This is a genomic window from Rhodonellum psychrophilum GCM71 = DSM 17998 (assembly GCF_000381545.1).
Lineage (GTDB): Bacteria > Bacteroidota > Bacteroidia > Cytophagales > Cyclobacteriaceae > Rhodonellum > Rhodonellum psychrophilum.
Window position 1 is genome coordinate 132,211 of record NZ_KB906682.1, and the last position, 24,195, is coordinate 156,405.

Below are 24,195 nucleotides of genomic sequence, written 5' to 3' on the forward strand. Positions count from 1 at the left end.
ATGGTGGAGTCAAAAACAGTCAACAACCAACTGATCATTAGGTAATTTCAGACCGGGTTAGAATTGGTAATGCATAAAACGGGTTCAACATTTTCGAACCATCAAGGATTTTACGAAGACAACTGATTCAAAAATCAACCAGGAAATCCGATGACCTTTTATAATTTGAAATCCAAGAGGCAATGGAATCAAAAACGAATGATTAACAACTAAACCACATCAAAAATGAAAACATCAAAATCAAATACAGGAAGCAGTCATTCTGCTGCCAGTTACACAACGAGTGTTTCAGGCAAAAAAGAGTTGCAATCCTCACAACTCATGGAATTATTTGAGGACGAGTTGAAGGATATATATTGGGCTGAAAAAGCGCTAACCAAGGCCATCCCCAAGATGATCAAAAAGGCGACATCCGAAAAATTGGTGAAAGCACTGACCACACACCTTGAAGAAACCAAAGAGCATGTGACAAGAGTGGAAAAGGTTTTTGAAACCTTTGGCAAAAAAGCCAGTGCAGTGAAATGTGATGCCATGGAAGGCCTGATAGATGAGGCGGAAGGAATTATGGAAGAGTGCGAAAAAGGAGCCATGTGCGATGCTGGGATCATTTCGGCTGCTCAAAAAATTGAACACTACGAAATTGCGAGTTACGGAACACTGCGTCAATTTGCAGAAACGCTTAAGTTGACCGAGGCTGTTACCTTATTGGAAGATACATTAGAGGAAGAAAAAGCCTCGGATTCATTGCTCACCGAAGTGGCTGTTTCAGCAGTAAACAAACAAGCGGCAACAGAGAAAGCATAAACCATTGGCCTTCATTTTCAGAAAGTGCAGCAATTTTCATTGTTGCACTTTCTTTTATTTCTACCCCTTAATTGGAAAACAAGGGGATATCCTGATTAATTTAAACCCTTAATAATTGAATATGACTTCTAATATGTTTCCTGCCAATAGTTTTCTAACATCCTTGAGAATGCCCTGCATTTGGAGAGTATGACATCAAGTAATTTATACATAAATAAACATAAGTTACTTTTATTTAATAATTTATAAAACTTTAAAACGAAGCAACTCGGAACAAGGCCATTTCCACCTTGTTGGCGAAAAATGATTCCGCAATTACCCTAAATATGCCTTAAGCTTCCTGGTTAAAATAAAATCAATTTCAAATTTTCAGCATTCAGGAGAATTACCTGTTAGGTTGATTATTTCATAAGATCCATTTGGGAAATAGATCGCATTTCGGAAAAGAGCATGAATCTTTGGGGGAAAACCTTCTTTTTTCAACCGAAGAAAACATCACAGATTAAACTTTTGAAACAATCTTGATTTTCCCGAAAAATTCACTCTGATTTCTGAAAACAAATGAAGCAGGTTTTCCGTACTTGCAACATGTAATTATTCCTAAACGGATAGTGATATATGGATATGGCTTATTGAATCCATTTATTGTGCCTTAAGAGAATACATTGACACCCATTCACCATTTCTACCGCAAATGAAATCCGTTTTATTTTCACTCCTCATTATATGCTCAGCATGGGAAAGTTTTGCTCAAAGCGAAACCGACTCCAGCAAAATCGTCCTCATAAACAAAGAGATGGAGTCTTTGAGGAATGACAACGAGGCATTGCTCAACAGCTTGGATCTTACCAACAGAACCCTAAATGACCTGATCACGGACAAAAAAGTTTCTGATGAAACAAAATGGGAAACCATAAAATCCAATATAAACCATTCCACACAACTTTATAAAGTGCTCAGCGATGACATCATAGATTTGAAATCCAGGCTTACCGATGAAGATTATCAGGGATTTATCAAATCGCTTAGCAGCATCCAGGAGGGACCACTTGGCTTTTCTTTTCAGGACATCATCATTGAATCTGCCAACAAAATCGTGCTGTTTCCCACCAAAACCCAAATGGATCGGTTTATTGATATTTCAAAAAGTATCATCAGCAGTCCTATCATCGCAAGCATTCCTTTTGTTTCCAATGCTGTATCAGCATCCAGTTCAATCCTCAACATCGCCTACAGTTCATCCCTAACGGATAAAAAAAGTGATCTCGGGAAATTAAAGACTTTCGAAGGAGAACTCAACCGATACATTTCCTATTACACTACATTGGACAAAGCCAATGTCCTGAATCAAACTTCCAATAGTGACAGAAGAGTTTTATTGGAAAACCTTCAGTTGGATCTACTGGCCAAATTGAAAAAAGATGCTCCCAAATTGAATTTCACTGTGTCCGACAGGTACGATGGAGAAACCATTGACAGTTATTTCAATAGAATTTTAGGCAGCTTCAATAGGGACTGGAGTGAAAAATACCTGAGAGATTTAGAAAGAAAATTCCAAAACAACCGAGGAGAAACCAATTATTCAGCGCTTCTCCAGAAGGAATTCGATGTGAAGTATTACAACAACAATGTGAATGGCTTAGTCGAAATCTCCAAAAAATACTTGTTGTATTATGACAATTTCTTTGAGATTGCCAACAACTATCAGTTCAGGATCATCGAAGCCGTTGACCTCGCAAAAGCGAACGGCATCATCAAATCTAAAAAAGCAAATGGTGGAGACCTTTCTCCAAATCAAGTGTATGAGGGAATCGTGAAAAGTCTTCATGACAAGAAAAACGCAAGAGACAATGGGATCATCAACAGCATCAATATAGGAGAACTCAAACAGCAAATAGAAAGAGTGATGGATTACAAAATCATCTGATTTGGTTTTGGGCTCTTCATTTGAAAACTTGTTTTCTTTTCAAGAATGCCCTTCGGAAATATCAACAATACAGAAATGAAATGTATAAAGTTTATATATCCCGAAACACACGTTCCGTTCATTTAAGGGGGTTGAAACTGCAAACAAAAATAGACTTTTTGGAGAAGAAGGCGTCCGACCGATAGGGTAAAGTCAAAAGCAATAGGCAAAGACTGATTATTAGGAGATATCAAACAGGAATGAAATTGGCAATGGTTAACAGGAGTTTAAACCCCTATTTAATGACTTTAATACTTACAACTTAAATGCATTAAGCACAGCATCATATAAATAGTTTTTTGCTTCGGAAACAAAGGTCGGTTCGTTGAAATTGAGTTCTGGAAGGTGTATGACCTGATCGAAACCACTGCCATCTCCCCCATTCCCGGAGGTAATCAATACAGTGTGTTTCCCGAATTTTTTGGCCATTTGAAGCAATTCATAACTACCCTTTCCTCCTGCAGATTGGCTGTCATATCGTCCCTCCCCTGTAATGATCAAATCAGCATTCTTGATTTTGCCCTCCATACCTGTTTTTTCAAAAAACCAATTGGCTCCCATTTTTAGGTCCATGGGAAAGAAAGCAGACAAGCCAAAGGCAATTCCCCCAGCAGCGCCAAAGCCCTCTTGGTCAAGGATGGTCTTTTTGGATTTTTTCTCCAAGTGACTGGAAAAATGTTTGCAGGCATTTTCATAAGGAATAATTTCGGTTTCCTTCAATCCCTTTTGCGGGCCAAAAACGGGAATGGCGCCCTGGGAACCCCAAAAATAATTGTTGACATCACAAAGACAGGTGAATTTGATATCTGGCTTTGGGATGGGATTCTGGATATGGGCAATTTTTCCCATGATACCTTCAGAAAACATTGAGATTTCTCGACCTTTTTTATCCAGAAAAATAAAACCCAAAGCCCTTAAAATCCCCAGGCCCATATCCATCGTCGCGCTGCCACCCAGACCCAAAACGATATGCTTTGCCCCGCCATCAATGGCTGACCGAATCAACTCCCCCGTTCCATAGGTACCTGTAGTCCATGGATTTAATTCGTAAGGTTTCAAGTTTTTTATACCAGAGACTGTGGAGACATCGAGGTATGCCGTTTGGTGTTTTACATCCAAATAATAAAACCCAAGGATAGGTCGACCCAAAGCATCCAGAGCCATTTGAAATGTTTGGGGCAATCCCATTGCCTTTCCCAATAAAAAACAAGTCCCATCGCCACCGTCGGCAATGGGACTCAAAATGCTTTCAAAATCCGGTCTCACTTCTTTCAAAGCCAGTCCAATAATGACGGATGCCTCATCCGCTTCCACGGTCCCTTTGAATGCATTGGGAGCAATGAGCACCTTCATCTTATTCGTTTTTGAATCTTTCAAAATAATCCTTACTGGCAGCCTTCACTTTTGGCGCCAAATAAATCGTGGAAATCATAGTTGGAATAGCCATAATCGCATACATCCCATCTACAAAACTCACGACAACTTCCAGGGAAACCACAGCCCCAGCCACAATGGTCAAAAGATAAAAATAATTATAGTAATCCGCTTTGTCTGCCCCAAAGAGATAATTGAAACACTTGTGCCCATAATAGGAATAAGTGAACATGGTCGAAAGTGCAAATACCAAAACAGCCAACATCAACAAGTATTTCCCAAATCCAGGCAGCGCCATTTCAAAAGCGGAAAGTGTCAATCGAACGCCATCGTTCTCGGTGGTTTCCCAAACACCAGTCAATAAAATCACCAAAGCCGTCAAGGTACAAACCACGATCGTATCGATAAATGGACCCAACATAGCGATCAGACCTTCACGGATGGGCTCATTGTTTTTGGAAGCCCCGTGAACCATCGGTGCTGTTCCGATTCCTGCCTCATTTGAGAAAGCAGCTCTTCTGGCGCCGATTACGATCACTGCTCCAACAGCTCCTCCCATGACGGCATTACCGGTAAAAGCATCTTCAACAATCAGCCAAAGCGTTGCCGGTACTTCTCCTAGGTATTGAAAAACAATAATAACAACCGTAATAAAATACAAACCCACCATAAAAGGAACCAAGCGGGAAGCTACTGCGGCTATCCTTTTGATACCACCCAAGATCACCACTGCGACGATCAGCATCATGCTGATTCCCAATATCCACTTGGTGCTTTCACCCTGATCCCATCCATTGGGTTGGAAAATGACGGATCTGAGCACAGCCGTCAATTGGTTTGCTTGGAAAATGGCCAGAAGGCCGAGAATTCCCGCTACTGAAAAAAGAACTGCAAGGGGTTTCCATTTTTTACCCATTCCCTCCTCAATCACATACATGGGACCTCCTTGGATTTCTCCAGAACTGTCTTTTCCCCTGTACATGATCGCAAGGCTACAAGTGAAATATTTGGTGGCCATACCCACAAATGCGGACATCCACATCCAAAAAATGGCCCCGGGACCACCCATATTGATCGCAATGGCAACTCCACTGATATTTCCCAGTCCAACTGTAGCTGCAATGGCTGCTGACAAAGCCTGTCGGGAAGAAATCTGTCCAGGAAGATTCTCATCGTATTTGCCACGCACCACCTTTAGCGCATGGCCAAAACGTCGGAAAGGAACAAATCCAGAATAAACAAATAAAATCAAACCGCCTCCCATCAACAACCCCAACATTGGGGTATCCCAAATCCAATTGCTAAAACCAATGATGTATTCTCCCATTCTGTATGCCTAATTCGTATTTTAAAAGAAAGAGCATATTAACAGCATTTTTCGGTAAAAACAAAATCCCAACCAGTCAGGATTCATGAAATTCATGATTTGGTCGAATTTGCTTCGGGAAATTTAGGGAATCATTTTTTTCAATTTTCTGAAATCCCAGAATTTCCTTCTCAAAAAAAAAGCCTTGGGTTTGACCCAAGGCTTTAATGCTCAAACAAATTGACTTTTTTATTCAAAAATCCAATTTTCATAAAGCCTGAAACAACAAAATGCTTTTGACTTAAAAAATGGTATTTGTTGCGGTGGAGCTTCCTTTTTATTTTCCCCAATCCACCAAAGGAGATTTATAGTAGTTGATACCCATCAATTCCCATCTTTTCCCATGATCGATGAGCCTTTTCTTGTAGGAATCCCAATCTTTCGACTCTTTCGGAACCCAAGCAATCTCAGCAATGGCGGTGATCCTCGGGAATACCATGTACTCCAATTCTGATCGGTTGGTGATCGTCTCGGTCCAAAGTGGCGCCTCAATCCCCAATATATTTGACTTCCCTATTCCATCCACCATTGCGGTCGGTTCCCAATTGTAAGCGCTATCCAACTCGATGTAAGCAGCCCAATGAAGTCCCAAAACCGTCGTAGAATCATATTGCATGTCAAGATAAGCCTTGGTTGCAGGAGACATGATGACTTGCGCACCCTGATCCACCGCCATTTTGGCATTTTCCGCCACTGCCCAATACTGCGCAACACTTCCGGGAAGCAAGGTCGCATGTGCAATTTCATCCCATCCAATGGAAGTTTTTCCGTATTTGGCTACAATTTCCTGAGCCCTATTGATAAATGGAATGTAATCCTTCATTTCCGTCACGTGGGACTCATCTCCACCGATGTGGATGTATGGACCTGGGGTCATTTCTGCCAATTCCCGGATCACATCATCCACGAATTGATAGGTAATTTCCTTGTCCGTGGCCAAAGTACTGAATCCAACCACAATACCTGTGTAAAGCTCACTGGCCAATGGATCCAATCCTTCCACTCCTAAGGCAGCTCGGTCCACTTTGACGCTGTGTTCTTTAGGAACCGTGATCCCTGGGTTCAATTCACCGTAAGACGCCAAAGCTGAATTAGTATGGCCTGGCATGTCGATTTCCGGAATGATGGTGATGAACCTCTCCTGGGCGTACGCTACAATGTCTTTGTATTGTTCTTGGGTATAAAAGCCACCCTTTCCTCCCCCTACTTGGGTGCTGCCACCTATTGTCGTCAAGTTTGGCCAGGATTTGATTTCTATCCTCCAGCCTTGGTCATCGGAAAGATGCAAATGCAACATGTTCATTTTATAGAATGCGAGGAGGTCAATGTAATGTTTGACATCTTCTACGGAGAAAAAATGTCGGGCAACGTCCAACATGGCGCCTCGGTAAGCATATTCGGGAGAATCCGTGATGATTCCAGTCGGGATTCTCCATTTCACGCCTGAAACTTGGCTCTTGATTTCCAACTCGGCCGGAAATAATTGTCTAAGGGTTTGGATTCCAAAAAACAAACCTGCTTCTGAACTTGCCGACAATTTGATGCTTTGCTTCGTGATGTCCAATTGATATCCTTCGTTTCCCACGGAAAGCGAAGGATCCAAAGCCAACACAATCGCTCCTTCACCCGGTTCTGTTTCTGTATTCGTTTGGAGGTCAAATGAGGTAGCGTTTTGAATTAATTGTTGAAGATATGCGGAGATCTGTGTCAATTGTGCACTGTCTCCTACCAGATGGATTTGGGTATTTTCAACCAACTCAAAAGAATCTCCCGTTCCAACAACCGAAATCGGCTGAGGAATAATGGCATAATCTGTCATATTTGGTGTTTTTTCTTTGGAACAAGAAGTGAACAATATCGCCAATAAGGCGAAAAAAAGAAAAGGAAACGATTTCATAAAATTCAAATTTTGGGAAAACAAAGGGAATATTATCAAGTAAACTTAATTAAATTTTTCTGCTATGTGGCAAATCTTTTTAGAATAGTTTAGGAATTGAAGAAACAAAATCAAAAATTGCATATCCGTAATAAAAATTACACTCAAATCCTTTCATGAAAATATTGGACACCCATTTATCCCATTAAAAATCCATTCTCCCTAAAGAACAATTGAAAAAACCAGAAAACTATTTAATTTGAAGAATAGAAAAAAGAGTGCATTTTCTGAATGAATCCATACAATTAAACCTAAAAATATACCTAATGAAAAAGAAAGATTTACCCGGGAAGCCAAATGCCAGAAGGGATTTTATAAAAACCTCGGCGACGGCTCTTGCTGGGTTTTATTTTGTACCAAGACATGTAATTGGGGGACCTGGATTCATTGCTCCCAGTGACCGATTGAGAATTGCCGGAATAGGTGTTGGAGGGATGGGCCAAGGCGATGTCCGTGGGGTTTTCAACAGTGGCAAAGTGGATATTGTGGGCCTTTGTGACGTGGATGACACCAGGGCAAAGGCCAGTGTAGAGGCACATCCAAAAGCCAAGTACTACAAGGATTTTAGGATTATGCTTGACAAGGAGCACAAAAACATTGATGCGGTGACGGTTTCCACGCCCGACCATAACCATGCCGTCCAAGCCATGGCCGCGATGCAATTGGGCAAGCACGTGTATGTCCAAAAGCCACTCGCACATGACATCTACGAAGCCCGAATGTTGACCCAGGCTGCTGAAAAATACAAAGTGGTGACTCAAATGGGGAATCAGGGTTCCTCAGGTGATGGAGTAAGACAAATGATGGAATGGTACAATGCCGGCCTTATCGGCGAAGCTACAAAAGTACATTGCTGGACCGACCGTCCTGTTTGGCCACAAGGTCTGCCTTGGCCAACACAAGCCGCAACACCTCCGGCTGATCTGGACTGGAACCTTTGGTTGGGAACGGCACCCTACAAAGATTATGTCCCAAATCTACTGCCCTTCAACTGGAGAGGCTGGTGGGATTATGGAACGGGAGCATTGGGCGACATGGCCTGCCATATTATAGAACCTCCATTCAGGGTTTTGGGACTCGGGTATCCCGATTCCGCAGAATGCAGTGTTGGATCCGTTTATGTCGGGGAATTCAAACGTGGGTATTTCCCGGAAAGCTGCCCTCCTTCTTCCCATATCACTTTGCGATTCAAAAGGGAAGGAAAAGAAGAACTGGAATTCCATTGGATGGATGGAGGAATTCAACCTACCCGTCCGATTGAATTAGAAGCAAATGAAATCATGGGCGATGGTGGAAATGGTGTCATCATTGAAGGAACCAAAGGGAAAATGATGTGTGGTACCTATGGCGTAAATCCAAGATTGCTCCCCACTTCCAGAACCGCTGAAGTTTCTGTACCACAAACCCTCTACCGTGTACCGAATGGAGACAGGGGGCATTACAACAATTTCGTAGAAGCTTGTATTGCAGGTCACGGCAGCAAGGAATTCCACCAATTGAGTTCCCCTTTCTCAGTTGCAGGTCCATTGACTGAATCCGTATTGATGGGTAATTTGGCCATCCGAAGCTACGACTACCGTGAACCAAGAGCTGGCGGGAACGAAAACCAATTTGACTATCCCGGTCGGGGGATCAAATTGCTTTGGGATGGTGCCAATATGAAAGTGACCAATTTCGATGCTGCCAACCAATTTGTCAAACGGGAATACCGTGAAGGCTGGACTTTGGGCATCTAAAAGAATAATCCCCAATTGGTAGGAGAAATTTCTTGCCAATCACAATGGAGCATGTACACCAAATCCTGTTTTAGGATTTTGGAGATAAAGAAGAAATACCCCCAGAAAGTATCTGGGGGTATTTCTTCTTTTAACCCTTCCTATACCTCATCAATTTTATTTCAGCTTTTAACCCGTTTTATGCAAAGCGGATTCAACTCAATATTGTAATTGACTGACAATCAATTGGGTGCTGACTATTTTTGATTACACCCTATTGGTGTTAGGAATTATTCTTCCAATAGGCTGATTTTCTTTCCGTTTCAATCCCATTTGGAAACCTATTGCATATTGCGGGTTAAACTACTTAATAATCTGTCGGTTGTTTGCCGATTTTGACTGCATCATATCGGCAATTGACCTTATTTTATAAAAGTCTGATTTTCGTGCAGTTTCAAGCCCTATCTGCAAATGCAACGCCTATTTCCATCTAACTTACCTTAAGTTTGATGCTTTACGTTACTTTTCCGCTGTCTTAGAATTCGGACTTAAAAGTCAAAACCCAAACCAGCAGCATTCAGCATTTTGGAATAGGCTATTTTTCTATTGGCCTCCAAATCATTCAGGATCAATCTGGAATCCAAAAGTGTCACCTCCCTTGCATTGATCAGGAAAAGTGAGCTTTCCCCCATTTGAAAACGGGTTTGCTCGCCTTCTAGAAGTCTGGTCAAACCCAGAATATTGGCGTTAAAAACGCCAAGCTGTCGCTGCAAGGTTTCAAATTTGTTGATTTCACTTTCCAACTTTGTCCTGAGCTGAATCGATTTCAATTCCCTATCCGACTGTTTAAAATCAAGTTTTGCCTTGACCAATCCCAATCCTCCTCGTTCTTTTCTTAAAAACAGGGAGGTTTGGAAAGTGAAACCCCATTTGTAATTGTTTTCAAAGAAGGGAGAGGCATTCAGAGGTCCAACCGCTTCAGAAAGGAAATTATAATTGACTTTCATCACCGGCTTTAATTGTTCCGCTTTCCATCTCCTCTCGATCTCCAAAGTATTCAATTCAAAATCCGCCAATCTCAGCAGAGGGTGATTGTTGATCAGCGCCCTCATCTCTTCCTTGTCAAAATCCAATTCGATGAACTCCAGAACATTTTGTGGAACTGAATTTTCCGCAATATCCAAGGGGACATTTTCCGGATCCCACAAAAACGTGTTCAGTTCCTGGGTGGCATTGAAATACGCAATTTCGGCGGATTGAAGTCTAAAAGCTCTGTTAAGGACTTGTGTGTAGGCTTCTATCGTATCAATGGCCGCCAAACTTCCTTCAAAAAAACTTTCCTTCACTGCCTCAAAACGAATTTCTGCCAACACAACACTTTCTTCCAACAGATTTTGGTTCTGAAAACTAGCGGCCCAATACCAATAAACTTGTGTGGCCTCCAAGTAAAGATCATTGAGGATCTGCTGTCTCTCAGCTTGCGTAGCATCGATATAAACCTCTGCTTGGCGCAATGCAGCCCTTCTTTTGTCTATAAATAGTCCTTGACCCAAATTTACTGAGGCTCCAGCGGCAAGCAAACCATTCCCGGGAACAGTTCTCTCGGCATTGAGGTAAGTACCAGTGTTTTGTTCAAAAACACCTTTCAGTTCGACCCCGCCAACGGTGGGAACAAGAAGACCTGCTTCCTTTTTACGATAATATTCAGTTTCGCTGAACTCTTTTTGGTCATAATTACCATACAAAAGAGGATCAAACCCCCCTCTCGCAATTCTCATTTCCTGCTCCCCAAAACGCAAGGTAGTTTCTGCTTGCTTGGAAACAGGATGAAAATCCTTCACCAACTCGAGGAAATATTCATAGGTAAGCAACTCCTGCCCAATGGCCCCAAAAGAGAAGATTAAGCACAAAACAGTCAATGAAATTTTTCTCATTTCTTGCTGTCTTTAATGGCCTGCTGTTCCCTTCTGGTATAATAATCAGCTGGAAAACCGTTCAATTGCCGCCAGATTTCATACCAAATCGGCACATCGTTTAATAAGGCAATGCCATCGGCACCGGAGCCGATTTTAAGTGCATCAGGCCATGGATGCTCTTCTGGATCTTCTACCACCAAAACGCGATATCCATCTGAAGTACTCGTAAATCTATCTATGGCTACCACAACGCCTCCAAAAGTCCCGTTCGAAAGCTGTGGCCAACCCGAAAATACAATCGCTGGCCAGCCGTCAAAAATAAACCGAACCCTATTCCCTTCTTTTACCAAAGGCAAATCTACGGGAGCAACGTACATTTCAACAGCCAGTTTAGCATCGGCTGGTAGGATACTGATAATTTCGGCACCTTCACTGATGGTTTCTCCGATTCCTACCCGTATGGCTTTGGTGACATATCCGGTTTGAGGTGCAAGTATATATCTGTAGCTACTTCTAACCTCATAGTTTGAGAACTGGTTTTCCAACTGTGATGCTGTAGCCTCGGCATCGTATTGAGACGACATTGCCGAATACATATCGGCCTCGGTTTTAGCCATTTTATCCCTAAAATCATTGTCGATCGCCTGCAACTCAATTTTGGCAGAAATAAATTCATTCTTACTGCTCAAGAGCGTATTTTCTGCTGAAATCAAACCGGATTGAACTTCCTGAAATCTCAATTTCCTTGTTTCAAAATCCGTAAGCGAAGTCAAACCTTCCCTATAAAGGTTTTCTGCCCGCTGGAGTTGCTCGACCCCAACCTGGAAATTCACTTTGGACTGTTCAAACCGAATGCTATCAGATTTCACCTTCAACTCTGACATTTTGAGTTTGTTTTCCGCCTGCTCTTTCCTGAGAATATTATTGGCCCTAAGAGCCTCAAATTGATTCTTTTGGGCCACTACCCTCCCTCCATAGGATTTTGCGGCCATGTTTTTGGCATCTACCTGAAGTTGGGTCCTTTCCAATAAAAGTGGATCAAAGAAATTGTCCTTGATTTCAGAAACCTGCAGAATGGTATCTCCTTTCTGCACATAATCCCCTTCAGCCACATACCATTCTTCAATCCTTCCCGCGATGATGGAATTCACCGTCTGGGGCCGCTGATCGGGTCTCAAGGCTGTGACATATCCATAGCTTCTGACATTTTGAGTCCAAGGCAAAAACACAAACAATACCGCCGCAGCCAGCAACCACAACAATACCCTGATCCGGTTTTTCCTTTCATCTTCGGGCAAGGTCATTCGATAACTCTCGTAACCTTCAAATGACAATTTTCTCCCGATCTTATTCTTCGAAATGTTTAACATACCTTTAGAATTTTAGGAGTTTTTTAATCGTAAATAATCTTGACTACTTCCGTCGAAAACGACTTTTCCTTTTCCCAATTCGATAACCCTTGGAAAAAGTTTTATAATCTCATTGTCATCAGAGATCATCATCACTGTCCATAATCCAGCAGAGATATATTGCTTTACCCGTTCTTTGACTACTGGTGAAAAATCTGAAAACAAAGCCTCTAAAAACAAAACCTTAGGTTTACCAACCAGACATCTTGCCATGATAAGACTACTCACAACGGCCTTGCTTAGCCCTTTTCCTTCCGGCATTAGTTCAGTATTCAAATCGGCTGGAAGTTCATATACAAATGTGTTCAAGCCCACTAGGTCTACAATCTCCCTTAGAAAATTCTCTTCTATATCCCGGCCAAGCACAATGTTTTCCCGAATGGTACCACTGAAAATGGATTCATGGGTAAGACTGTCACCCACAAAGCTCCTGAACTTTCCTAAATCCATGGTGTCGATCGGCAAACCATTGACAATAATTTTCCCTCTATACTCCGAATAAAGGCCAGCCATTAAATTCATCAAGGTACTTTTTCCACTTCCACTTTCTCCAGTAAGCACCACCTTTTCTCCAGGTTGGAGGGAAAGAGATACATCGTTCAAAATTTCTTCTTCAGAACTCCTTGCCCTAAACCTCAGGTTTTGAATGTCAAATTTCAACCCTGTTTCTTCGGGACTGAGAGATTTTTCGGTTCCAGCTTGCATTTCCATCGGCAAATCCATGATTTGACCTATTTTCTCAAAAGCAGTTAGGGTATCATAAACGGTTTCCAAGGACAAAATTATTTTTTCTACCGAATTCACCACCAGAATAATGATGATCTCAGCGGCTACAAATTGGCCAATACTGATCTCATTGTTGATCAACAACAAACTTCCTGCTACCAAAAGGGAGGAGACAATCAGTACTTTGAACACGATCAGGATTTTGTATTGGAACACCAACACCCCAAAATGCTGATTCCTGTATTCCACATATGATTTGAGTAATTTATCCACCTTGATAAAAGGTAGATTTGAATTTCCCGCCAACTTAAAAGTGGCCATGGTTCTGCCGATTTCCTCCAACCAATAGGCAACCCCATATTTTGCTTTTGATTCATTCAGAGAGGTTTCCATTCCCTTTGGGCTTGTATAATAAAAAATCAGAAACAAAATTATGATCAGAATAAGCCCAAAAATGATGAAAAACTGGTGGTAAAAGGCCAAGAGTAACAAGCCAAAAAACACCTGAATGGTTGCTGTGGTAAAATCGGTCAGGATCTTTGCCATGCCTTTTTGAAGATTCATCACGTCAAAGAAACGGTTGACGAGTTCGGGGGTGTGTTTATCATGCAATTCATCTAATTTCAACATCGGCAAGCGGAAAGCAAAGCCAAAACCTGTCTTGGTGAATATTCTTTGCTGCATTTTTTCTGTGAGGTACAATTGATTGATTTGTAGATATCCTCCAAAACTAATCCCGGCGGCAACTACAAAAACAAGCAAAAGCCAAGAAGTGCTTACCCTTCCTCCCAAGATAAAATTAAAGATCGCTTGGATACCAAGCGGAAGACTGAGGGATACAAGACCATTGAGAAGCGCATAGAAATAAATCGAATACACTTCTTTTTTTTCCTCTTGAAGAAATTTCCAAAATCTTTTGATTGGGGTGAGGGCGATTTCAATATTCATTTTCAATTGTTTTAAAAACCATGTTTTGGAAAAACTCCATTCGTTTTTCATCTCCGTTCTTGATTTCTGTCAATCCCGGTAGATGTTCGGAATAGTAGGATTGCATTAGACCGGAACCCATTACTGTGGACACCAATGCCTTTGGAAATTCATAATCCGGGTTGATCTCCGTGATAAATGACGCTATCCTATTTCCAATTTTATGATAATAATGGAAAAACCCATTTTGATATTCCTGATCAATTTCCTTGGTCATAAATGCCTTCGTTGCTTCATTTGTCAGCAGATGCTTTAAGGAAACCGGATCTATGTAATCATTGACTTTATATATTGGCCCGTTCACTAATATTTCTATTGCAATCTTCAGTCTTTTTTTTGGATCAGGCAAATTCGCAGTAGATATGATGAGATTGTGTTCCAAATATCCCCAGTACCAAACCATAAGAAATAGCAATAGCTTGTGTTTATTTTCAAAATAACGATAGATGGCAGATTCTGTGCAATCGACCTTACCTGCCAGTTTTTTGAAAGTAAATTGTTCAAGTCCCAGTTCTGAGATCATTTCAATTCCCTTGGCAACAATCACTTTTCCCAAATCAGAACTGAAAGGATCTTTCAAATAGATATTTTTGTTGACGTCAACCCTGATTTTCTTGAAGAGAGATTCCATTGGCATAAATTTAAATCAAATGCTTAAACCGACATCTTCTGAAAAAAGTTTACTTTACTTTTAAAAAGTTTGTATTACAAACAAATTAAATAGACGAAGAATGTAGCGACTCGGTCTTTGAAGCAAACAGGCTTCATTAAATCCTGTTTTTACAGATTCTATTTGACCACCATGGCATATTTGACCAACTCTTCCAAAGAAATAAAGTCCAATGTTTTTTCATGTGTTGCTTCTAGATAAATATTGGGTGCAACCCCTTGATGATGGGCTTGCATCCACCTGCTGGCGCAAAGGCACCAACGGTCTCCGGGTTTCAAACCTGGAAATGCAGCTGCGGGAATCGGGGTAATAAGGTCATTTCCCATTTTCTTGCTGAAATCCAAAAACTCCTGCGTCATCACAGCACATACTGTATGCGTTCCCACATCATCCTTTCCCGTCTCACAACATCCGTTTCTATAGTATCCTGTAAGTGGAGAAGTACTGCAAACCATGAGCAACTCCCCAAAGACATTATTCGCCATTTTTTTATTTGTTTTGTTTGATTATTAGGAGAAGTAAGAAGGATTTATGCATATCCACTGCTGCATAAGTCATTTTCACTTCTGAGAAATGGGCGTGATATCACCGATAGACATCGGGGCCTTTGTGAAAAAGACCGAAGAAATCAAACCCCCTGTGTTTTTTGGGTTTTCAACTGGTCCATTGGTTTATGGACAAAGTAGCGGAAATACACATACGAATTTAACAAAAGGATTAAATCCCAATCCATTCAAGCCTTGAGTTTCTTCCAATCTGGGTCATATTTCAGTTTCCCCACCAAATTAAGATAGAGAACTTTTGAATAACGCAACATAATAGGCACCAACAACAGATTTCCAATCAGGACGGTCGTCACATATACCCAAACATCCGGATCATCAAACAGATAGTTGAGCACAATAAGGACATTGACGACTAGGGCTACGGAGAATGCATAGCTGATGTACATGGCACCATAGTAAAAATCAGGCTCTGGGGTAAGTACAGCATTACACGTGGGGCAATGGTTGTGCACGTCTGAAAGCTTTCTATAACTAATGATCGAGGTAGGGAAGATTTGCCCCTCCCTGCATCTTGGGCATTTTGCAAGGACCATTGCTGCTCCTAAACTAACTTTTTTCATAACTAAAATATTGTGACCTAAAGATAAACAATCCAAAAGAAAGACTCTTGGTTATGTAACACATTAATGGAAGATTTTGATTCGGGGTTGAAATGGTTTTCTTAACTTTGAAGCATGTTCAAAAGATTGAGGATACATAAGCTAACGCGGTGGATAAATTTCATCCTGCTGATGAACTTTCTGAATCTATCTGCAAGTTTTTATCAATCAGCTGAATCCCAGTCGATTTTCATTCAGTCCCAAGACCCTTTGGATACACTTACAGAACTGGTCTTGGAGTATTTTTTGGAAATGGATGACGACACTGTTCCCGACACTGAAGTACCGGGAGGAAAAAGGTCATTGCTCGATCTGAAGATGAATCTTCCCCACAATTTCTGGAAACTTGAATCTGTAAAGATTAATCTCTGGCATAAACACAATACTTTTTACACTGATTTTTCCGAGAGCCTGTCACAGGAAATTGACTCCCCACCACCCAAAAGCTAGGGTTCTTTTTAATGTTCTAACTTAATTCAAACAAAAATTTCCATTTATTTAGATGAAAAAAATCCTTGCAATGCTCGGGCTTTGCCTGTATGCCTTACCTTCAATTGGCCAAAATCTGTCTGACAGCCTTAAAATCCAAAAGAGAATTTTAGATAGCCTTTTCCTTGACGAGATAGAAGCGCCACAATCCAAAGAAAAGGCCAAAATCCTCCATGCAGAACCCTTATACATCGATTTGATTCGTGATCTGGGCGCCCGAAAAGGAGAAAAAGAATGGAATTTTGGCTTCGGAATGACCGATAAAAATGGTTTTGATGAATATGAAGCCTTGGTGGAATACGAATGGGCTCCAATCGATCGCCTTGGTTTTGAGATTGAAGTTCCTTTGACTGTCTTTTCCTCAAGAGGAGAATTGTCACAAAACCTAGAAAAACCCTCCAATAGGCTCGAATCCATTAAATTGGCGACTCAATGGACCTTTTTGGTTTCTGAAAAAGCAAAGACCTCACTTGCATTGGGCTATATTCACGAATTTGAGTTTGTAGACCTCAACAATCTCAGTTTTCGCCAACTCTTCAAGGGGAATATTTATAACCCGATTTTCATTGCCGCAAAAAGATGGGGGAGCAATTACCACACCCTAATCTATACTGGGCCAAGGATTGAGAAAGAATTCAATCAAAAAAGCCATGTCAGCTATGACATCAATACGAATTTTCACTACATGATCACCGGAACCAGGAATTTTATAGGACTGGAAGTCAACAAGGAAATCTACCAGGGAAAAATGGAAACCGTATTGAGACCACAGATGCGGATTGGCTTGTCAGAAAGCATCATGGTGGGGATCGTTACAGGCATCCCGCTTAGCCGTCAAAACAATGGCATCAGTTCTTTTCTTAGGATCATCTATGAACCCGGATTCAAGGCAATGCATTGATCAAAAAAGCCTTTGGGGGAATCCCCAAAGGCTTTTTATTCTTCTGGATTCCATTCGTCCAAATCATAATCCTTTCCCCTGCCCCACCGAAGCAATTCTTCAATGGTGTAAACCTCAGTTGTATCAAGGTCTTTGACTCTAAAATCCTCACTGGAGATCCTCGCCAAGATCTGAAACCTTCGATTTTCCCCAAGATTGGTAAATTCGTAAGTCCTGCCCACGCGTAAGTTGTCCAATGCTATTGCCATATTTATTTTTATGCGTTTTCTTTTATAATCACTCCTACTGCCTCAAATTTATATTCTTCCTTGTCGGAGGTGATTGCATCAATTTCTTCTTTGGATTTTCCTGCATCCTCAGCATAATGCTTTTGTGAAGCCACATCTGTGATGGATCTGGTGGCGACACCATCCATAATTACGGGATAACCCATCGCGTTTTTTGGAACAAAGAAACCATAATCCTTAAAGGTCACCCGCATCAACTGCCCATCTGGCAATTCCACCGTCATCCAGCATCCTTTATGGGCACAAACCTCTTTGATCTCTCCTATCACTTTCCCTTCAAAATCTCCTTTTGTTTCCAAGGTTTCATACATTTGGGCAATGGTATAAACATTGGATTCTTCAACTTCGGCACCGAAATTCCCAGTGGCAACAGCCTCTGTCGTTTCAGTTAACTCCGAAGCCTCCTCTTTTTCACTCGGTGCGGGATTACAAGACCAAAGTAAGGTGGCAATTACAAAAACAGCTGATTTTTTCATGTATGGTAGCGTTTAAAATATTTCCTAAAAGTAAATAGAAAATAGTATATCGTCAAGAAACAGTTTTCAACACCTTTCCATTCCAGCAAATCTTATTTCAATTTTTCAGCAAACACCTTCTTGAATTTCTCCACTTTGGGTCGGACCACTATTTGGCAATAAGGCTGCATGCCATTGTCTTTGAAATAGTTTTGATGATAATCTTCAGCAACATAGAAATTGCTAAAAGGTGTAATTTCCGTGACAATTGGTCTGTTGAAAGCCCCAGCGTCATCCAATTTCTTTTTGAAAAACTCCGCTTCTTGTTTTTGGGAATCTGAATGATAAAACACTGCCGATCTGTATTGTGGACCTACATCCGCACCTTGCCTATTGAGCGTTGTCGGATCATGGGTGGACCAGAATATTTCCAGAATCTCTGAAAATGTGAGGATCTTCGGATCAAATAGAAATTGAATAACCTCGGCATGTCCTGTGGTACCGTTGGTCACTTGTCTGTATGTTGGACTGGCAATGTGTCCCCCACTGTATCCTGATTTTACCTTGTCTACACCGTTAAGTTCTTGATAAATGGCTTCAATGCACCAGAAACAACCTGATCCAAGTGTGGCTATTTCGTATCCTTCCGGGATTTCAACATTGGTTTTGGGTATTTCTAGCATATTTTTTTCGTTGTATTGATTTTGGGACTGGCCGTTGGCCAGCAAACTTGTAAATGAGAAACTCAACAGGATTAAAAGGAATTTCATGTTTTTTTGGGATAACACTAAAAAGTACCGATAGGTTTATGGCTAGGTCTTTATTCTAAAAAGGGTTTGTGGCAAAAAATACTTGGGGACGCTTCCTTCCTCCTGAGAAAGGGAAACCCTTCCCTCTTCAAGAAGCCGCATCATTTCATCCATTACCTCGGGAATAAAATGTTCCCAAGACTGCGGGAAAATCCATTGGATAACTTCACTCGGGCTAAAAGACTTCTCACCTTTTAATCTTCCCATTTCCAAGATCGCCGTTTCTAAAATAGATATTGAATCCTTTTTTACCACGATTGATTTTTTATTTCAACAAAATTTCATCCAACATGACCATGGGCATTTTATCTTTGCGATATGTCCAATGGGGAAGCCGGGCTTGGTTCTTGATCAAGATTTTGAATTCCTCAAAACGATGCGCCTTTTTGATTTTCAAATCAATGGTTTTTCTATCAACTTCTGGATGCTCCCGAAGTGACGCCAAATGCTTGACCGAAAGCAATTTCCATTTATTTTTTCGCCAACCAAAAACCCGAACATTCTCAGGCGGGAAAATCCATTGCCTCTGATCTTCCAAAAACCCAATTTGTACCGTCTTAAAATCGATCCCTCCGGTCTTGATCACCAATTCCGGATCTGTTTCATACCAACCCACCCACTGGATTTTAAAATCTAGAAATCCCCTGATCCCATTGACCAAGTCCAAGGGACCATTTCCTTGGTATTCCGGTGAAGGGAATGTCAAATAGGTAACGTAAAAATTCTCTACCTTATTTTCCAACAAGGCATTTTCAATTATATGCTCCCATTCATGCACATATAAATCAGGGCTGGGTCCATTCTCCCTGATTTCATAAATACCTCTTTGATTGGCATCCTTTGCAAAGCTCTTAACTCTTAAAGGAAGGTGACTGGGGACAACCCAATCTCCATTTTCCTTTTGAAACATGCCAAAATCATTTTTTCCATAATATTTCGCCTGCTCCAAATACACATACTCCAGGGATTTCCTGACTTTGGCCACACGGCTGGCAAATAGTGGGTCGGATTCCGTAGCCTCTTCCGCCTTTTTGATCAACTGATCGTATTGGTCCATATAGGAAGGAGCCAAAAAAGTCTTGGATTGGGCAATCGGGCCTGAATAAATATCCAATATTTTATCCTGTGCCTGTTGCCCGGCTTGCAAAAGGCTGAGGTAGGCACTGATGTACTCCGAAGCATTTCCATAAAAGCGCAAGAGGAATTCTTCCATTTCCTTCTCAAAATCCAGGTGAACATCCCAAAGCAATTTTGCCAAGAGATATTGCCGGAGTTCATAAAAATCACCAGGGATATCTCCATACCCTTGGACAAATAGCCCCTTCACTCCTTTGGATTTGTAGAATTGGAAGTTTTTCTGCAACACATGCAGATTCGGAAATGGGGATAAATAATGGCTAAACTGAACGGTATAATCCCAAACAAAGGTTTTGGAATTTACCGATTGCCAATCCTCCAAGATATTTCCCACAAATTCGCTTCTGCTGTCTTCAGGAATGGCTTGCCCACGATTGATTTCTATGGGACAATAAATCGTCGTGACATTTGTCAATGGTTTGATCTCCGATGGCGGCAAAACAGTGTGTTGATAGGCGAGTGTGGCGAACTCCTGGTCGGGGAATTCGGAGGCCAATCGATTCACAAAATGGACCAAAGCTCCTGTGGGCCCGCCGTTGGCATCATTTATACTTTTGCATTGCCCACAGACACAATGAATCACACCATCATTCTGACTGATGGAAAAATACCTTGCTCCGGGATTTTCTAAAATCAGAGTTTCAAGATTCTTCTTTGCAAGCGCAAACACTCCATCATTGGTCATGCAGATGGATTCTGATCTTCTTTTGCCTTCATACAAGGCAAAGTACTCAGGATGCAAATCGAAATGCTCTTTGGTTGAAATCAATTTAGAAAAGGAATGTCCCCAGAGCCCAAAATCATCGATGTGCCAATCCAATTTGTGCCAACCCCTGAAGGATTGATCGTAGGCCTCGGGATAAAAAAGTGCCCTGTAGTCAAAATCTGGCTGATAGGATTTGTCAAAATTCTTCGGGAAAACAATCGTTTTGTCTTCGGGATAATAAGTGAAATCAGCCGTATATTTTCGGATTCCCAAGATTTCCAAAAATGTGGACACCGAAAATGACAGTGCTAACTGGTCTTTTGCAACCAGTGAAATTCCGCTATCAAGAGATTGGATTTTGAAATACGTGTTCTCAAAACCACTTGGATTTATTTCAAGTTTGAGAAAAAAACTTTTGGGTGCTGATGGTCCAATATATATTGGAAGTGATGCATCGAGCCAATTCAGAAGTTCTGATTGAAGGAATTCAGCCTGCTCTCTTTCAATTTCGGAAGATGCCCAAATCAGCGGAAGACCATGTTTTTGCGAGAATTGAAATTGTTCTTGCCTTGCAAAAACATGGCCACCAGCAAATAGCAACAATAGCCAACAACCGAATAAAGGCTTTAGCGGCATTGCTTCAATTGCAGACCATGATAAAAGCTGGCGGGAAATTTTTTAGGGTGAATGAAGTTTTGATTTCGCTAAAATGATTGGCAAACTGAAATTTCAACGCGTAAGAATAACAGATCTGGATAAACTTACCTGAATCTGAAACAGATTCTTTACTTTTTTTGTAGATCTGATGACGATTTGATTTTGGGATCAAGCTCAGTGGCAATGACGAGAAGATGAAGTCTGCTTTTTTCCCATCCAAATACTGGTCAATATTTTCTGCTGAATCACAAATGACATGAACATTGTCTTGAGGAAAAACCTTTTCAAGGTTGGTGCAAAAATTCTGGCTAATTTCAAAAACCAACAACACGGCGTCAGCATCCATTCTTTCCACTATTCCTTGGGTAATACTACCATCTCCCCCTCCCAATTCTACAATTAATTTAGCACCCTTAAAATCGGCGAATGACAACATTTTTTTAACGAGTGCTTTGGAGCTGAAAGTTACTGCGCCAGTGGTGGACAAATTTGTGAAGAGCTCCTTCAAAAGTGTACTTTTGTTCATATAGGTCTTGTATAGTCGTGCAATATAGGTATTTTCGAAAAAAATAATCGATAAAGTACGTCGCCCCCCTGCATTTAAGTCAGAATAATAAATATGTCCCACCAAGCTGCGATCAATTCCAACTTTCTAACCACGATAAAAGACAATTTCAAAAACTTTTGGCTGATCGCAATTCCCTATCTTATTCTGATGCTGTTGTTGAGACTGGTGGAAGTCATCTGGGTTTTCAAGATTCACCCATTGGATTTCCAACCGATCAATATCATCCTCGGAGGGCTCATTAGGGATTTCGAATGGATATTCTATCTATTGGGTTTTTTCTTGCTGCTCAATGTATTGATTGGCTTTTTTCTACCCAGAACCATCGAAATAATCACGCGGATCATGATCACTTTTCTTCTGATCATCCACGGAGGTTTGATTTTTTATTTTACCAAATCTCTTTTCCCGTTGGGAGATGATCTTTATGCCTACTCAACAAAAGACATCATCGCCACACTAAAAGCTTCCGGGGTGATCAATGTCCTAAATGGAGTCGTGATCCTTGTTTTGGTTTCCGTTATCTACTTTTTTACAGGATTGGGAAAACGGATTAGGATTTCCTTCAATACGGCTTTGGTACTCAGCGGTATTTGTTATGGATACCTCCTTGTTTTCAACCTGATTGCCATCCTTTCCCCAAAGCCTATTTCTGGTATGGAAACCAACCTGAAGGCCAATAAATCCTTCTACCTCTACGACCAGTCCTACAGCCACTTCACAGCTGAAAGCAACCTCTATTTTGATTTTTATCTTGCAAATACCAATGATGAAAATCAATTGATGACTAAAAAATATTTGAATTCAGAATATCCATTTTTGCATGAAAACAATTATCCAGATGTTTTGGGGCCATTCTTCAATGAATTTGACTCCATTCCAGATTTGGTTTTCATCATTGTAGAAGGCCTGGGAAAAGCTTATTCTGGGGAGGACGCTTATTTGCGCAGCTTTACCCCTTTTTTGGATTCGTTGGCCAACCACAGTCTTTATTGGAAAAACAATCTTTCCACGACCGGTCGGACCTATGGGATTCTGACCGGCATGTTTGGGTCATTGCCTTTTTCTAAAAATGGATTCATGGAGAATGCGCCCAATCTCCCCAAACATTCCAGTTTGTTTTCACTGCTGAAACACAATGGTTACTACACCAATTTCCACATCGGAGCGGATATCAATTTTGACAAAGTAGGTTCTTTCCTTAATTATCAACAGGTAGACAGAATCCTTGACCTCACTTCTTTTGATCCTGACTTTGAAGTCACTCCTTCCACTTCAGGATTTTCATGGGGTTATCCAGACAAAGCTGTGTTTGAAAATGGAATGCGAAAGCTTCCCCGAAACCATCCGCAGCCGCAGATGACTGTTTTCCAGACGCAGACTTCTCATGATCCTTTTATCATCCCCAATGAAGAAAAATACCAGGCGATGCTGCTCACCCATCTTACCAATACCCTCAAAGTAAAACCCAGTGAGATGGCAAGTTACCTGAGTTATAAAAGTCTTTACGCGAGTGTTTTATATGTAGATGAGGCAGTGAAGGAGTTTTTTGAGGAATACAAAAAAATGCCCAAGTATGAAAACACCATTTTCATTATCACCGGTGACCATCGACTTCCTGAAATTCCAATGGCCACACGAATAGACAGATTCCATGTCCCTTTGATGATTTATTCCCCAAAACTTTCCCGTACGAAGCGAATCCATGGCGTCAGTACACATTTTGATATTGCCCCCAGTATCCTTTCCTTTTTATCTTCCAGATATCCGATGGATTTGCCGTCAGCGGTGGCTTGGAAAGGTTCAGTCTTAGATACTGCTGCTAATTTTCAATCCTTCATTTCTGTTCCGCTGATGAGAAACAAAACCCAACTTAAAGAATACATCAGTGGTGAATATTTGATTTCTGAAAATGAGCTTTATAAAATATCCGACAACATGAATATAGATATTGTCCAGGAAATTGGATTGAAGGACAAGATTTCCGGGAAATTCGAAAACTACAAGAATTCCAATACCTATTCCATCGAATCGGACCGGTTGTTGCCGGATTCCCTGATGATTTATAATCGGAAAAAATAAAAATCTGAAGCTTTTTGGGCTGTTTTGATGGCATTAGGCTACGTGTATCCAGCACATTAATTTGTTATCCATC

General features: G+C 41.1%; 21 protein-coding genes. 6 read left to right on the top strand and 15 right to left on the bottom strand.

From position 1 onward, the window contains the following. Positions 1–225 precede the first annotated feature (225 nt). On the top strand, positions 226–804 hold the full coding sequence (locus F824_RS0115565; protein WP_019598848.1) for a YciE/YciF ferroxidase family protein: 579 nt from the start codon (positions 226–228) through the stop codon (positions 802–804). A 796-nt stretch (positions 805–1,600) separates the two neighbouring features. Next, on the top strand, positions 1,601–2,731 hold the full coding sequence (locus F824_RS0115575; RefSeq protein WP_201769064.1) for a hypothetical protein: 1,131 nt from the start codon (positions 1,601–1,603) through the stop codon (positions 2,729–2,731). 294 nt (positions 2,732–3,025) lie between these two features. On the opposite strand, the gene F824_RS0115580 is transcribed toward F824_RS0115575, so the two are convergent. The 3 genes from F824_RS0115580 to F824_RS0115600 form a co-directional block, all read right to left on the bottom strand. Then, the gene (locus F824_RS0115580; RefSeq protein WP_022582218.1) at positions 3,026–4,123 is read right to left on the bottom strand and encodes a glycerate kinase; all 1,098 of its coding nucleotides are present in this window, start codon (positions 4,121–4,123) and stop codon (positions 3,026–3,028) included. 1 nt (position 4,124) lies between these two features. Next, positions 4,125–5,471: an alanine/glycine:cation symporter family protein gene (locus F824_RS0115585; protein WP_019598851.1), complete on the bottom strand. Its 1,347-nt coding sequence runs from the start codon at positions 5,469–5,471 to the stop codon at positions 4,125–4,127. Between the two features lie 316 nt (positions 5,472–5,787). Next, positions 5,788–7,407: a beta-N-acetylhexosaminidase gene (locus tag F824_RS0115600; RefSeq protein ID WP_026333747.1), complete on the bottom strand. Its 1,620-nt coding sequence runs from the start codon at positions 7,405–7,407 to the stop codon at positions 5,788–5,790. 305 nt (positions 7,408–7,712) lie between these two features. Between F824_RS0115600 and F824_RS0115605 the strand changes: the two genes are divergently transcribed. After that, positions 7,713–9,182 (top strand): Gfo/Idh/MocA family protein, encoded by a 1,470-nt coding sequence (locus F824_RS0115605; protein WP_019598855.1) that lies wholly within the window; start codon positions 7,713–7,715, stop codon positions 9,180–9,182. A gap of 527 nt (positions 9,183–9,709) precedes the next feature. Here the strand turns inward: F824_RS0115605 and F824_RS0115610 are convergent. The 6 genes from F824_RS0115610 to F824_RS0115640 all read right to left on the bottom strand — a co-directional run bounded on the left by F824_RS0115610 (position 9,710) and on the right by F824_RS0115640 (position 15,995). Further along, positions 9,710–11,095 (bottom strand): TolC family protein, encoded by a 1,386-nt coding sequence (locus tag F824_RS0115610; RefSeq protein WP_019598856.1) that lies wholly within the window; start codon positions 11,093–11,095, stop codon positions 9,710–9,712. Further along, complete coding sequence (locus F824_RS0115615) at positions 11,092–12,447, bottom strand: HlyD family secretion protein (protein ID WP_026333748.1); 1,356 nt, start codon at positions 12,445–12,447, stop codon at positions 11,092–11,094. Before F824_RS0115615 ends, F824_RS0115610 begins: the two co-directional genes overlap by 4 nt. Before the next feature lie 12 nt (positions 12,448–12,459). Further along, positions 12,460–14,160 carry a peptidase domain-containing ABC transporter gene (locus tag F824_RS0115620; RefSeq protein WP_022582300.1) on the bottom strand — a complete coding sequence of 567 codons (1,701 nt, stop codon included), beginning with the start codon at positions 14,158–14,160 and terminating at the stop codon, positions 12,460–12,462. Next, positions 14,150–14,830, bottom strand: coding sequence for a TetR/AcrR family transcriptional regulator (locus F824_RS0115625; RefSeq protein WP_026333749.1), 681 nt, complete (start codon positions 14,828–14,830; stop codon positions 14,150–14,152). Before F824_RS0115625 ends, F824_RS0115620 begins: the two co-directional genes overlap by 11 nt. A gap of 158 nt (positions 14,831–14,988) precedes the next feature. Further along, positions 14,989–15,354, bottom strand: a complete 366-nt coding sequence (locus F824_RS0115630) for a DUF2237 family protein (RefSeq protein ID WP_019598860.1) — start codon at positions 15,352–15,354, stop codon at positions 14,989–14,991. 248 nt (positions 15,355–15,602) lie between these two features. Continuing rightward, a complete protein-coding gene (locus F824_RS0115640; RefSeq protein ID WP_022582298.1) occupies positions 15,603–15,995 on the bottom strand; it encodes a DUF983 domain-containing protein in 393 nt (130 codons plus the stop codon). A gap of 171 nt (positions 15,996–16,166) precedes the next feature. Between F824_RS0115640 and F824_RS26900 the strand changes: the two genes are divergently transcribed. Together F824_RS26900 and F824_RS0115650 are read left to right on the top strand one after the other, a co-directional pair. Then, complete coding sequence (locus F824_RS26900; RefSeq protein ID WP_139189862.1) at positions 16,167–16,484, top strand: hypothetical protein; 318 nt, start codon at positions 16,167–16,169, stop codon at positions 16,482–16,484. Positions 16,485–16,536: 52 nt separating this feature from the next. Further along, positions 16,537–17,424: an HAEPLYID family protein gene (locus F824_RS0115650; RefSeq protein ID WP_019598864.1), complete on the top strand. Its 888-nt coding sequence runs from the start codon at positions 16,537–16,539 to the stop codon at positions 17,422–17,424. 35 nt (positions 17,425–17,459) lie between these two features. Here the strand turns inward: F824_RS0115650 and F824_RS0115655 are convergent, their stop codons facing one another. The 6 genes from F824_RS0115655 to F824_RS0115680 form a co-directional block, all read right to left on the bottom strand. Further along, positions 17,460–17,672, bottom strand: a complete 213-nt coding sequence (locus F824_RS0115655; RefSeq protein WP_019598865.1) for a hypothetical protein — start codon at positions 17,670–17,672, stop codon at positions 17,460–17,462. An 8-nt stretch (positions 17,673–17,680) separates the two neighbouring features. Beyond that, on the bottom strand, positions 17,681–18,187 hold the full coding sequence (locus F824_RS0115660; RefSeq protein WP_019598866.1) for a DUF4920 domain-containing protein: 507 nt from the start codon (positions 18,185–18,187) through the stop codon (positions 17,681–17,683). Between the two features lie 92 nt (positions 18,188–18,279). Further along, positions 18,280–18,936, bottom strand: a complete 657-nt coding sequence (gene msrA, locus F824_RS0115665; protein WP_019598867.1) for a peptide-methionine (S)-S-oxide reductase MsrA — start codon at positions 18,934–18,936, stop codon at positions 18,280–18,282. 42 nt (positions 18,937–18,978) lie between these two features. Further along, entirely contained in the window at positions 18,979–19,230 is a 252-nt protein-coding gene (locus tag F824_RS0115670) for a DUF3253 domain-containing protein (protein WP_019598868.1), read from the bottom strand. A 10-nt stretch (positions 19,231–19,240) separates the two neighbouring features. Next, positions 19,241–21,454 carry a DUF4838 domain-containing protein gene (locus F824_RS26030; protein WP_019598869.1) on the bottom strand — a complete coding sequence of 738 codons (2,214 nt, stop codon included), beginning with the start codon at positions 21,452–21,454 and terminating at the stop codon, positions 19,241–19,243. Positions 21,455–21,458: 4 nt separating this feature from the next. Continuing rightward, positions 21,459–22,001: a class I SAM-dependent methyltransferase gene (locus F824_RS0115680; protein WP_019598870.1), complete on the bottom strand. Its 543-nt coding sequence runs from the start codon at positions 21,999–22,001 to the stop codon at positions 21,459–21,461. 93 nt (positions 22,002–22,094) lie between these two features. On the opposite strand from F824_RS0115680, the gene F824_RS0115685 reads away from it, so the two are divergent. Next, complete coding sequence (locus tag F824_RS0115685; protein ID WP_019598871.1) at positions 22,095–24,122, top strand: LTA synthase family protein; 2,028 nt, start codon at positions 22,095–22,097, stop codon at positions 24,120–24,122. Positions 24,123–24,195: the final 73 nt, after the last annotated feature.